Source organism: Serratia sp. DD3 (assembly GCF_000496755.2).
In genome coordinates this window covers 40,131-53,388 of sequence record NZ_AYKS02000027.1, presented here as the reverse complement: position 1 = coordinate 53,388, position 13,258 = coordinate 40,131, and the positions used below count along the sequence as shown (strand labels likewise).

The 13,258-nt window shown below is 51.1% G+C and carries 11 protein-coding genes; 7 read left to right on the top strand and 4 right to left on the bottom strand.

Annotation, left to right across the window (positions count from 1 at the left end):
• The coding region (locus IO95_RS04045; protein ID WP_037383952.1) for an endonuclease/exonuclease/phosphatase family protein at positions 1-987 on the bottom strand (987 nt) is incomplete at its 3' end.
• Between the two features lie 552 nt (positions 988-1,539).
• Between IO95_RS04045 and ypfM the strand changes: the two genes are divergently transcribed.
• Positions 1,540-1,599 (top strand): protein YpfM, encoded by a 60-nt coding sequence (gene ypfM / locus IO95_RS26395; protein WP_152554893.1) that lies wholly within the window; start codon positions 1,540-1,542, stop codon positions 1,597-1,599.
• A 165-nt stretch (positions 1,600-1,764) separates the two neighbouring features.
• Here ypfM and acrD read toward each other — a convergent pair whose 3' ends face one another.
• The 3 genes from acrD to narQ form a co-directional block, all read right to left on the bottom strand.
• Complete coding sequence (acrD, locus tag IO95_RS04040; protein ID WP_023491123.1) at positions 1,765-4,923, bottom strand: multidrug efflux RND transporter permease AcrD; 3,159 nt, start codon at positions 4,921-4,923, stop codon at positions 1,765-1,767.
• Positions 4,924-5,129: 206 nt separating this feature from the next.
• Positions 5,130-5,762 carry a nitrate/nitrite response regulator protein NarP gene (narP, locus tag IO95_RS04035; protein ID WP_023491121.1) on the bottom strand — a complete coding sequence of 211 codons (633 nt, stop codon included), beginning with the start codon at positions 5,760-5,762 and terminating at the stop codon, positions 5,130-5,132.
• Between the two features lie 114 nt (positions 5,763-5,876).
• A complete protein-coding gene (gene narQ, locus IO95_RS04030; RefSeq protein ID WP_023491119.1) occupies positions 5,877-7,559 on the bottom strand; it encodes a nitrate/nitrite two-component system sensor histidine kinase NarQ in 1,683 nt (560 codons plus the stop codon).
• A gap of 347 nt (positions 7,560-7,906) precedes the next feature.
• Between narQ and napF the strand changes: the two genes are divergently transcribed.
• The 6 genes from napF to napB are packed head-to-tail and all read left to right on the top strand — an operon-like array spanning position 7,907 to position 13,253.
• Positions 7,907-8,401 (top strand): ferredoxin-type protein NapF, encoded by a 495-nt coding sequence (gene napF, locus IO95_RS04025; RefSeq protein ID WP_023491115.1) that lies wholly within the window; start codon positions 7,907-7,909, stop codon positions 8,399-8,401.
• Complete coding sequence (gene napD / locus IO95_RS04020) at positions 8,394-8,657, top strand: chaperone NapD (protein ID WP_023491113.1); 264 nt, start codon at positions 8,394-8,396, stop codon at positions 8,655-8,657. The genes napF and napD overlap by 8 nt, the downstream gene beginning before the upstream one ends.
• The gene (gene napA / locus IO95_RS04015) at positions 8,654-11,140 is read left to right on the top strand and encodes a nitrate reductase catalytic subunit NapA (RefSeq protein WP_023491112.1); all 2,487 of its coding nucleotides are present in this window, start codon (positions 8,654-8,656) and stop codon (positions 11,138-11,140) included. The genes napD and napA overlap by 4 nt, the downstream gene beginning before the upstream one ends.
• A 9-nt stretch (positions 11,141-11,149) precedes the next feature.
• The gene (napG, locus tag IO95_RS04010) at positions 11,150-11,899 is read left to right on the top strand and encodes a ferredoxin-type protein NapG (protein ID WP_023491111.1); all 750 of its coding nucleotides are present in this window, start codon (positions 11,150-11,152) and stop codon (positions 11,897-11,899) included.
• Positions 11,899-12,807: a quinol dehydrogenase ferredoxin subunit NapH gene (gene napH, locus IO95_RS04005; RefSeq protein ID WP_023491110.1), complete on the top strand. Its 909-nt coding sequence runs from the start codon at positions 11,899-11,901 to the stop codon at positions 12,805-12,807. Before napG ends, napH begins: the two co-directional genes overlap by 1 nt.
• Positions 12,804-13,253, top strand: a complete 450-nt coding sequence (gene napB, locus IO95_RS04000) for a nitrate reductase cytochrome c-type subunit (protein ID WP_023491109.1) — start codon at positions 12,804-12,806, stop codon at positions 13,251-13,253. The genes napH and napB overlap by 4 nt, the downstream gene beginning before the upstream one ends.
• Positions 13,254-13,258: the final 5 nt, after the last annotated feature.

The window sequence follows — 13,258 nt, the reverse complement described above, 5'->3', positions numbered from 1 at the left end:
CCAGCCAGCGTGAATTGAAAAAACATTCAACTGACCTAAACGACCACCAAGATCAATCTGAGCCATCGGAATATTACGTGACTTCCAGAAGGTACGCGTACCATTATTAACGTCGCTGATATAGCGGGAATCTTTTTTAACAATAGGGTGTCTGGAAAGTACCGCGGAACCTTCCATCCAGACATCCCATCCAAAATGGGACCAGTCCATCACATAGTCATACTGTTTATTGTCGAGCCTGGAGAGGATCTGCTTGACCATATTGCTGTCCGTCGCACCGAATTGCACAGTCTCCAGATCGTCTCTCTGCTTACCGTGCCACTCCCCGACTTCCTGCAGGCACACCACATCCGGGTTAAGTTGATTAATCGCTGCAGCTACTTGGTCGAACAACACTCCGTGCTGGTTCACACGTTCCATCGCCTGGCTGTCGGTCAGAGCAGACTCTTTAACACCGGGTGTCTTGAACTCCTGATAGGTATGCAGATTGACACTCAGCACCGTAAAATTCTCCGCAGCGTTATTACTCGCGGGATTAACGGTAAAAAGCAGACCATTCTTCACCCATACCTGCTCCGCACTGCTACGAAAATTTTCTGCCGGGTCTCCTTCATTATTTTCACACTTATAATGAGAGCCTGAATAACACCCTTGAGTCGCGCCAAGGTTGATCATTCCGCTGTCCCCTTCAAACGAGAATTCCAGCTTGTCCGCCGTAACCACTGCCGACCACCAGCCTTCTTCATTCTTTGTCATGGCAAGGCGCTGAAACTCTGCCTCGGCTGGATTGCTGCGATAAACTAATTCCCCATGGCTCCAATCGGGCATATAAAAATGTACCGTCATAACATGAGAAGCTTGTGATAATTCCTTAGAGTCATCTTTCTTGGCTTCCGAATCAGCGTTATCAGCGTTGTTACATCCAAAGAGCGATAAACTCATTAGTACAACCAGCGTTAAGTTTTTTATTGCTTTTATAATAAGCATTGTGATTTCTTCCCCATTTTTATTTTACTGGCAAAATCTTCAATGAATTTGCCGAAAGCAAGGTCGATCATACAGACTGTAAGTTTCAGGTTTATGACTCTGCGTCCTGTAGTTGGTGGCAAAATCCCTGAGCTAAACTGTCAGGCGTTGCTACAAACAGATCTTTCAGGGCCTCCATCACCTGATGAAGATGTCCAGAATAGGCGCCAATGATAAAAGATAGTTGAGTTTAAACCTGTTGCTGACAATAGTGCTGTGATCAACAGCATAAGAAAAACCTTCTGTGCACAAGATGCCGATCATGACCGGTATTAAACCGTGCGGAGCATAAAATGGAAAACCCCCCGGCCTGCTGAAAATGGTGATGAGTTCCACATTGAGTGTGTCCTCGACTCAATTCATTCCTGTCATTGGCAGCAGTACACGGGCAAGGATTGGGATTAATCTTAAAATGCCTATTTTACGTGCTTTTAACGGCACATATTCTTCACTTGGTTAAAAAATCAGCGTAAAATATTAGCTTCACAGTTGTACATGAGGATGTGAAGTATCATGGTAGATCGTGAGTTAAAAAACTGGAAAGACTTCATCGACGAGATGTTAGCTAAGTAATATCTTGCTGGAGTATCCAAAGAACGATTGTTTTTTTTGTTAAAACACCGTGGGTAAAAAATTACCATTGCAGTAAAGCAACAAGGTAATCAGGCAGTATCAGAACACCGGTGCTGCCTTTTCTTTTTAGGTCAATAAGTGACTGTATCCATTCTAGTAATCCTGTTAGTGGTCACGTGCTTCCACTGATGACGCTTTCTTATCACTTGGCCCCGCAAGCCTCTGTTTGCCAGGGAAACGGCGGCGTACCAGCACAAAGAACAGCGGTACGAAAAATATCGCCAGAACCGTGGCGGAAATCATCCCCCCCATCACGCCAGTGCCTACCGCATGTTGGCTGCCAGAGCCGGCTCCAGAACTGATGGTCATGGGCAGTACGCCGAAGATAAAGGCCAGAGAGGTCATGAGGATAGGGCGCAAACGCATACGTGAAGCCTCCAGTGTGGCTTCCACCAGCCCCTTTCCTTTCTGATGCAGCTCATTGGCGAATTCAACGATCAGAATGGCGTTTTTGGCGGACAAACCGATGATCGTCAATAAACCCACCTGGAAATAAACATCATTTTCCAGCCCGCGTAGCCAGGTTGCTGTTACGGCGCCAATAACGCCCAATGGCACCACCAGCATCACCGAGAATGGAATTGACCAGCTTTCATACAAGGCTGCCAAGCACAGGAATACCACCAAGAGTGAGATTGCATATAGCGCCGGGGCTTGGGAGCCTGACAAGCGTTCCTGGTACGACATGGCCGTCCATTCCAACCCGAAACCTCTCGGCAACTGATTGACCAGTTTTGTCATCTCGTCCATTGCGGTACCGGTACTGACCCCGGAAGCTGCCTCACCAACAATCTCCACCGAAGAGCTGCCATTGTAACGCTCTAGCCGTGGTGAGCCATATTCCCAATGGGTAGTGGCAAAGGCAGAGAAGGGGACCATTCCGCCACTGTTGTTGCGCACGTACCACTTGTTGATATCCTCCGGCAGCATACGAAACGGCGCGGCGGATTGGACATAAACCTTCTTGACCCGACCACGGTCAACAAAATCGTTAACATAGGTCGACCCCCAGGCGGTGGACAGCGTACTGTTAATCTCGCTGATGGAAACACCCAGTGCTTGTGCCTTACGTTGGTCGATATCAATTTTTAACTGCGGGGTATCATCAAGGCCGTTGTGGCGCACCCGTGATAACAGCGGGTTCTGCCCTGTCAACTGCAGCAATTGATCACGTGCCGCCATCAGTTTGCCATGACCTTGACCTGCGTGGTCTTCCAGTTGCATAGCAAAACCGGCAGCGTTACCTAACCCGGTAATGGCCGGTGGGCTACTGGCAATGACGCGAGCTTCGTTGATCTGTTTAAAAGCCTGGGTGGCACGCTCAATAATATCGAACGAGCTATTGGCACCCGAACTACGCAACGACCAATCTTTCAGGCGGATAAACATCCGGGCAACGTTCTGGCCGTTGCCTCCGGGCCCGGAACCGATAGTCGCGAATACCGACAACACATCTTGTTTCTCCTTGGTCAGAAAGTATTCTTCAACTTTTTCTACCACCTTGGTGGTTTGTTGCAGGGTAGAACCTGCTGGCAGTTGTATTTGAACCGTAAACACACCGCGGTCTTCCTGCGGTAGAAATGAGGTGGGCAGTTTGATAAACAGTAGCGCCATGCCCCCCAATAGCAGCAAATAAATCACCATATAACGGGCGCTGTGGTGCAGGACTCTGCTGACGCCTCGCTCATAGCGTGCACTATTGCGGTTGAACATGCGGTTAAACCAGCCAAAGAAACCGCGCTTTTCATGATGCTGCCCTTTGGCTATTGGCTTAAGGATCGTGGCACATAATGCCGGGGTGAGGATCATCGCCACTAGGACGGAAAGCACCATGGCAGAAACGATAGTGATTGAGAACTGACGATAGATAGCACCGGTGGTACCACTAAAGAAGGCCATGGGGACAAAAACGGCAGAAAGCACCAGAGCAATACCGACTAATGCCCCCTGGATCTGCCCCATGGATTTGCGGGTAGCATCGCGTGGCGAGAGGCCTTCTTCACTCATCACCCGTTCAACGTTCTCTACCACCACAATCGCATCATCTACCAGCAGACCAATCGCCAACACCATGGCAAACATGGTCAGGGTGTTAATACTGTATCCGAAGGCGGAAAGGATAGTGAACGTACCCAATAGCACCACCGGGACGGCGATGGTCGGAATCAGCGTCGCGCGGAAGTTCTGCAAAAACAGGTACATCACCAGAAACACCAGCAGCACGGCCTCGAACAGGGTTTTTACCACATCTCTGATTGAAGCCTGGACAAATGGCGTGGTCTCATAGGCGACCTTGGCTTCCAACCCAGCAGGAAAGTAGTGTGAAAGTTCACTAATTTTGGCTTTTACTAATTGGTCGGTTTCCAATTCATTGGCACCTGACGCCAGTTTTATGTTCACCCCGGCGGCTTGCAGGCCGTTATAGCGGCTCTGGAAGTTGTAATTCTCACTCCCCATTTCAACCGTTGCTACATTTCCCAAGGTGACCAGTGAACCATCCTGGTTGACACGCAGTGTGATTTGGCGGAACTGTTCCGGTGTTTGTAATTGCGATTGGGCGTTGATAGTGGCATTCAACGCCTGTTTATCAACTGAAGGTGACCCACCTAATTGACCGACGGCGACTTGAGCGTTCTGGGCGGTGATGGCGTTAATCACATCCTGAGTGGTGAGCTGATAACCGGTGAGTTTAGTGGGGTCGAGCCAGATTCGCATGGCATATTGCGAACCATAAATATCTATACTGCCTACACCGCTGATACGACTAAGGGGGTCTTGCAGATTTGAAACGATATAATCGGCAATATCCTGTTTATCCATACTCCCATCATTAGAGACAAAGGCCACCATCATTAGCGTGGTATCGCCGGATTTGGACACCGTCACGCCTTGTTGCTGCACGGCTTGTGGCAGCCGCTTGATGGCTGATTGCAACTGGTTTTGTACCTGCTGCATGGCTTGATTGGGGTCGGTGCCTGCTTCAAAGGTTAGCGTTACCGAGGCTTGGCCAGTATTGGTACTTTGCGACGACATATACATCATATTGTCGAGGCCAGTCATGCTTTGCTCAATGATCTGGGTGACGGTATTTTCCAGGGTTTGTGCTGAAGCCCCGGGATAGTTCGCACTAATACGCACGTTGGGGGGGGCGAGGTTCGGGTATTGCTCGACGGGTGAAGAAAAAATCGCCAAGGTGCCAGTCAGGCAAAGAATAATCGCCAGGACCCAGGCAAAAATCGGGCGATCGATAAAAAAATTAGCCATCCAGCATCAACCTCGTCATACCTAATAAGAGATATTATCATTTCAAGTAGTGCACTTTACTCGGCATAAGGCGGGAAAGCGTGGAGAAAAAATGGAGATCATGTAAATAAACTTGATGTTATCCAAACTCTGTTTACGCCCACTAGCCCCTTATCCCTGAGTTTTTTCTTCAGCGTGTTAACGCCGAGCCAGGGATTCCACGCTGGTTATTGGCCTTTAGAACTCAAGTACAGAACGGTGGCCGCCACGCGCGAACGGACATTGAGTTTACGCAACATATTACGTATATGAACTTTCACCGTCTCTTCGGAAATATGCAACTGTGCCGCCACTTGCTTATTGGACATCCCTTGGGCCACTTCCTGCAGGACATCCAGTTCACGCTCGGTCAAGTCTGCAAAGGGATCATGCTGCTCACGACGTGAGGCAAGATAATCTGCCACGGCGGCACTGATCACATTCTTGCCTGCGGCAGCTTCGCGAATATCAGCCAGCAGTTGTTCCGGCTCGCTGTCTTTCAGTAGATAGCCGTCAGCGCCAGCATCGATTAGCGCGTAGACATCGCTGCGTGAATCGGAAACCGTGAGGACGATGATCCGCGCATCAACACCGTCATGACGTAATGCTTTCAGGGTATCGAGCCCGGAAAGCCCCTTCATATTGAGATCCAAGACGATGACATCCGGTGTTAATTGTGCCGCCAAGGCGATGGCTTCATTACCACTGCTGGCTTCGCCCACCACATTGAAAGCGGGGTCCAGCCCGAGTAATTGTTTAATACCACGTCGCATCAAGGGGTGATCATCAACGATCATTACTCTGTAATTTTTTATTATCATGGGATAGCTCCAGTAGCGAGTAACATTACCGCATGGTACCAGATAACACACATCTGGCCCTTTAAAAGCATCGTCATCAACGACAATCCACCGGCTAATCAGGGGGCGTTTCCCTTATGGCGGGAAAGTCAGGCAAACCTCCGTGCCCCCCAGCTTGCCGCGTCGGATAGCTAATGTGCCGCCCAGGCGCGCCGCGCGCTCGCTCATAATGGTGAGTCCGTAATGGCCTTCCGGTTCATCCAGGCTGCCTATACCGGAACCGTCATCGCAGATGATGATCTGGTTATTGCCTTCCAGTGTCAGCTCACAACGGATCACAATTTCTTGCGCATTGGCGTGCTTGATCGCATTAAGCACGGCTTCACGCACAATCTGCAAGGCATGGACCTGTTGCTGGGCATTTAACGCCTGTGAGGCAAGCAGACAGTGTAACTGAATCTGCGTGCTGGTTAGAAGGCGTAATGGCTCCAATACCTGCTGGAGCGCGGCATTGAGATCGGCATCCTGAATACTCAGGCGGAAGGTCGCGAGCAATTCGCGCAGTTGCTGATAAGCATCTGCCAGGGCACGATCAAAATCATCAATAATCTCGTTTGATTGTGAAGAACTCCCCGCCAGTGTGCGTTTGAGCAATGTCAGTTGGATGCGCAGAAAGGTGAGTGCTTGTGCCAGCGAATCATGTAGTTCACGGGCAATGGTGGCGCGTTCTTCCATCAGCAGAAATTGCATATGTTGCTTTTGTGCCCGGTTAAAATAGACCCCGCGGCTGAGCATATTGGTCACACTTTGCATCAACTGCGGGTGGGGGGCTTGGTGATGATATTGCCAACTCAGGCTCCCCAGCGGTTTATGGTCTTGCATAATCATTAATGAATGCCAGGGGAGAGTGGGCTGTGGCTCACCACTAGCAACCTGCCATTGAGTGAGGCTGTCTTGCACATTGAGTTGGATACATTGTAATTGCTCACTTAACCGTACAATATTCAACAGATTCTCAAATGCGCGCTGATCGAGCTGTTCGGCGTTAAGTGCCTGGGAACAGTTGTAAAGCACTTCCAGTGTGCGGTTGGCTTGTTGTAAACGCTCGGTTTTTTCCCGTACTTTTTGTTCTAATGATTGATACAGTTTGGCTAATTCGCCGGACATGGTGGTGAAGGTTTGTGACAACACGCCTAACTCGTTCGGCAGAGAAACTTCCAGGGGTGGATGATTAAAGTTACGCTGCTGCATACTCAGGCTGGCATCCACCAGATGTTTAAGGGGGGTCACTACTTGCCGGCGCATAAAACGGATGCAAAATAGTACCAACCCAATTACCACGATATAGCCCATCACGCTGATGGCGGCCACGATGGTCAATTTCCGTTCAGAATAGCGCTGCAATGCCAGAACAAAATGGTCTATCTGATTGACATAACTGGCGACGTTAGACTGATAGTTTCCTGCGGGCCCCATCAGGACCTGTTTTTCCAGATCCTGCCAGGATTGACGTAACGCCAGGTATTTCTGCCGGACATCGCCAGGAACATAAAACCGCTCAAGATTGCGTAGCGCCGGGGCTTGCAGAGACTGTTGGTACTGCAACAGATGTTCACCAAGTCGCTCGGAACCGTTGGTGAGTTCATAAGCCAGGCGGTAGCTCTGCATCCGTAAAGAGCCAGCGATATTCATCGCTTCAGCATCCCGCAGGCTGCCAGCGACAGTGATCAACGCCAGGCCAGTCGCTAGCACTGAGAGAATCACGATGCTCACCAGCATCTTGGCGAGTGTTGCCGTTACCGAACGTTTTACCAGCAAGTTCCTCTCCTTTTTTCACCAATTTGAGTAAACCGGGCCTAGGGTCATGGCCAAGCGCTCTTTTACCCAATGAGCGTTGGATTTTCACCAACAGCCAAGCGCTATATAAAAAAATAAATAACGATTTAACAGATTCATATCAGCAAAGTCGCTTTGTGCTGGGCCAGAGATTGATCTAGCGCAATCAACCCCAGGATTTACCCCTAAAGAGGGATTATCTACCCCTTGTCTTGCGCCTATGTTACCCATGCCCATCCTCTGGTGGGAGATAAAAATAATAAAACGCAATAACGATTATTTGCATGTAGGCACGTAGGTGTGTTTTCAACTGATTGGGGAATGACTTTATGGCCGAATTGTCGCGGCGCAGATTGCTTAGCGGACAATGGCATCATCACGCTGACGCGATCCGTCCCCCGTGGTCGCGCGCAGCTTCACTGTTTGTTGCTGGCTGTACCCGCTGTCAGGCATGTATTGAGGCCTGTGAGACTGGGGTGTTGATCAAAGGCAGTGGCGGTTTTCCCGAGATTGATTTCCAGCGTGCAGAATGTACTTTTTGTCGGCAATGCGCAGAAGCTTGTGAAGTTCCACTGTTCTATCCACCACAGCATTTACCTTGGCAACAAGTGGCAACCATTGCAGCGCATTGTCTGGCGTTACGTGGGGTTGAATGCCGCAGTTGCCAGGATAATTGTGAAGTACAGGCCATTCGCTTTGTTCCCCAACCAGGGGGGATTGCCCATCCCAGGCTTGATGTGCAGGCATGTACCGGTTGCGGTGCCTGTGTCGCGGGTTGTCCTGTTACGGCAATCGCCATAATTCGGAGTGAAAATAATGAATAACGAGTGGCATGTCAGCGGGCTAATGGTGCAGGCTCGGCCGGAAAAGTTCCCGTCACTGATCCCGGCATTGCTGGCAATTCCGGAGACAGAAATTCCCACCCAAGATCAACAGCAGGGGAAATTGGTGGTGGTGATGCAAGCAGCATGTTCCCAGAGATTGCTGGAAAATATTGAGTCGGTACGCAATTTGGATGGCGTGCTGGCAGTGTCGCTGGTTTATCACCAGCAGGATGAGCAAGGTGAGGTAATAGCATGAAACTCAGTCGTCGAGACTTCATGAAAGCTAACGCTGCTGCAGCGGCCGCGGCGGCTGCCGGGCTGACGATCCCAACGGTCGCCAAAGCTGTGGTTGGTGGTGGTGACGAAATAAAATGGGACAAAGCACCTTGCCGTTTCTGCGGCACGGGTTGTGGCGTACTGGTGGGCACACAAAATGGTCGTATTGTGGCTTCTCAGGGGGATCCGGATGCTCCCGTCAACCGTGGCCTTAACTGCATCAAAGGTTATTTTCTGCCAAAAATCATGTATGGCAAAGACCGTTTGACGCAACCACTGTTGCGGATGAGAGACGGCCAATATGATAAACAAGGCGAGTTTACCCCGATTAGCTGGGATCAAGCCTTTGATATTATGGCTGAGAAATTTAAAGGTGCCATGAAGGAAAAGGGGCCAGAAGCGGTAGGTATGTTTGGTTCTGGTCAGTGGACCGTATGGGAAGGTTATGCAGCGGCCAAATTGTTCAAGGCGGGCCTGCGTACCAATAACCTTGATCCCAATGCACGTCACTGCATGGCCTCTGCTGTGGTGGGCTTTATGCGTACCTTTGGTATGGATGAGCCGATGGGCTGCTATGATGATATCGAGCAGGCTGACGCCTTCGTGCTTTGGGGCTCTAATATGGCGGAGATGCACCCGATCCTCTGGTCGCGCATCACCAACCGCCGTTTGGGCAACGATAAAGTCAATGTCTCGGTCCTCTCTACTTTTGAACACCGCAGTTTTGAACTGGCGGATAATGCCATGGTGTTCAAACCCCAGACTGACCTGGTGATCCTGAACTACATCGCTAACTATATTATTCAAAATAACGCCGTCGATCAGGAATTCCTTAAACAGCACGTCAATATCCGCAAAGGGGCCACCGATATCGGTTACGGCTTGCGGCCAAATGATCCGTTGGAAAAGGCAGCGAAAAACCCGGGTAGTGATGCCTCTGATCCCATCAATTTTGAAGAGTACAAAGCCTTTGTGGCGGAGTACACCCTGGATAAAACGGCGCAGATGAGTGGTGTGCCGAAAGACCAGTTGGAAGCCTTGGCCAAACTGTATGCCGACCCCAATGTGAAAGTGGTTTCTTACTGGACCATGGGTTTTAACCAGCATACCCGTGGCGTTTGGGCTAATAACCTGTGTTACAACCTGCACCTGTTAACTGGCAAGATCTCTAAACCGGGGAGTGGGCCGTTCTCGCTTACCGGGCAACCCTCTGCTTGTGGTACCGCGCGGGAAGTGGGGACTTTTGCCCACCGCTTGCCAGCAGATATGGTGGTGACCAACGAAAAACACCGCCAGATTGCCGAAAAACAGTGGCAATTACCCGCCGGGACGATACCCGAGAAGGTCGGCCTGCATGCGGTGGCACAAGACCGCGCCCTGAAAGATGGCAAACTGAATGCCTATTGGGTGATGTGTAACAACAATATGCAGGCGGGGCCGAATATCAATGCTGACCGTATGCCGGGTTGGCGTGATCCGCGTAATTTTATCGTCGTCTCTGACCCTTATCCCACAGTGAGTGCTTTGGCGGCGGACTTGATCCTGCCAACCGCCATGTGGGTAGAGAAAGAGGGGGCTTACGGTAATGCGGAGCGCCGTACCCAGTTTTGGCGCCAGCAGGTGAAAGCACCGGGCGAGGCTAAATCAGATTTGTGGCAGTTGGTGGAGTTTGCCAAACGTTTCGAGGTCGAGGAGGTTTGGCCTGCTGAATTGTTGAATCAGAAACCAGAGTATCGCGGCAAAACTTTGTATGACGTGCTGTTCGCCAATGGTGAAGTCAACAAATATAAGCTGGAAGAGATCCCGGCAGAACAGTTGAATGATGAGTCGCGTGAATTCGGCTTTTATATTCAGAAAGGGCTGTTTGAGGAGTACGCCTTTTTTGGGCGCGGACACGGCCACGATTTGGCCCCCTTTGATATGTATCATCAGACCCGAGGTTTACGTTGGCCGGTGGTGGATGGCCAAGAAACACTGTGGCGTTACCGCGAAGGGAAAGATCCTTATGTGAAAGCCGGTGAGAGTGTGCGTTTCTATGGTAAGCCGGATGGCAAAGCGGTGATCTTTGCGCTGCCTTATGAACCCGCAGCGGAGAGTCCTGATAAAGAGTATGACCTGTGGCTCTCTACTGGCCGGGTGTTGGAACATTGGCATACTGGTTCCATGACGCGCCGAGTGCCGGAGTTGCATCGTGCTTTCCCTGAGTCAGTGGTCTTTATCCATCCATTAGATGCCAAAGATCGCAATCTACGCCGTGGTGACAGCGTCAAAGTGGCGTCACGCCGTGGTGATGTGGTGAGTATTGTTGAAACCCGTGGCCGTAACCGTCCACCGCAAGGTCTGGTGTTTATGCCATTCTTTGATGCCGCGCAGTTGGTTAATAATCTGACGTTGGATGCTACTGATCCGCTGTCAAAAGAGACTGACTACAAGAAGTGTGCGGTGAAGTTGGAGAAGGTATAAGGCGGCGCCATGGACCAGCAACGGGATAAGGCACCAGCCAGAAGGCGTTTTCTGCGAGATGCGGCGCGTAGTGCTGCCGGATTGGTGGGAATCGGTGTGCTGTTGGGGTTGCAACAAAGACAGTCTCAGGCACAGGGGCTGTTTTTACGGCCCCCTGGGGCCTTGGCTGGCTCGGCTTTCGATAGTGCCTGTATTCGCTGTGGCCAATGTGTGCAGGCTTGCCCTTATCAAACCCTGAAGTTGGCAACGTTGTTGTCAACTCAAGCGGCTGGCACACCTTATTTTGTGGCGCGGGACACGCCATGCGAGATGTGTGAAGAGATCCACTGTGTGTTGGCTTGCCCCAGTGGCGCGCTGGACTCACAACTGACGGATATCAACCATGCGCGTATGGGGCTGGCGGTGTTGCTGGATCATGAGAGCTGCCTCAACTGGCAGGGGCTGCGTTGCGATGTCTGTTACCGTGTCTGCCCGCAGATTGATCAGGCGATTACGCTGGAACTGCAGCATAACGAACGTACCGGCAAACATGCCAAATTCCTGCCAACTGTCCATAGCGATGCTTGTACCGGTTGTGGCAAGTGTGAACAGGCCTGTGTGCTGGAACAGGCGGCGATTAAAGTGTTGCCGTTGGCATTAGCGCGGGGGCAGTTGGGTGAACACTATCGCTGGGGCTGGCAGGAAAAAGAACAAGCTGGGCACTCACTGGTGCCGGAAGAGCTCAAGTTGCCAGTGCGTGGCGGAATGGGAGGTGGATGATGACCAATCCTGTCGCCCAAGCTGGGCGTGAGGCGCGTTTACGCCATGGTTGGTGGCGTAGCCATCGTTTCCTGATCTTGCGGCGTTGCAGCCAGTTATCGATCTTGCTGATGTTCTTATCTGGTCCGCTTTGGGGTGTCTGGATTTTGCGCGGCAACTACAGTGCCAGCCTGCTATTGGATACGCTGCCGCTGACCGACCCGCTAATGCTGCTGGAAAGCTTGCTGGCAGGGCATTGGCCCAGTTGGTTGGCCTGGGTCGGCGCGCTGGTGGTACTGATTTATGGCTTGATTGGTAACCGGGTGTTTTGTGGTTGGGTATGCCCCTTGAACCCGGTCACTGATCTGGCGAGTTGGTTGCGACGCAAGTTGGGGTTACGCCAGTCGGCTACGCTACCACGCAGTCTGCGCTATGGCATTTTATTGCTGATTCTGGCGGGGAGTGCCATCAGTGGCACGCTGCTGTGGGAGTGGGTGAATCCGGTCGCTTTGATGGGGCGGGGTCTTATTCATGGGGACGGTAGCGGCGTTTTAAACTGGCTGCAGGGGTTAGTCGCCGCCTTTGGTGCTGGTATCTGGCTGATTGTAGCCCTGTTTCTGTTTGACCTGCTGGTGGTTGAACATGGCTGGTGTGGTCACCTTTGCCCCGTGGGGGCCTTGTATGGGGTGATTGGCAGTCAAGGCATGGTACAGATCAGCGCAGAAGGGCGGGAAAACTGTAATCGTTGCATGGATTGCTTTCACGTCTGCCCAGAACCACAAATTCTGCGTGACCCAGTATTACTTAAAAAAGGCACCCCCATAGTGGCCAGTGATAGCTGTATTGCCTGCGGACGTTGCCTCGATGTCTGTGCAGAGAATGTATACGAAATTAAGAGTAAATTTTATTATTCGGGAGCCAAAAAATGAAAAGCAGTGTTGTGAAAAAGCAGCTTTCCTTATGGGGCGCGCTGTTATCACTGATAGTGGCAAGTTTGGCATTTGCAGCCAGTGATGTGGATCTCCAGCAATCGCCAGAGGTTTCCGGAACTGTTGAAGGGCAGATCAAAATGCCTAAGCAGCAGGAAAAGATGGCATTAAATTACGTCAATCAACCACCGATGATCCCCCACAGTATTGATGGTTATCAGGTTACCAAGAATACCAACCGTTGCCTGCAGTGCCATGGGGTGGGGAGTTATCGTACCACCGGGGCACCCCGTATCAGCCCGACACACTTTATGGACAGTGATGGCAAAGTATTGGGGGAAGTGGCCCCTCGCCGTTATTTCTGTTTGCAATGTCACGTACCACAAACCAATGCCGCACCTATTATCGGTAATGATTTCAAGCCGATGCAGGGCTTTGGGCACTAAGCGGG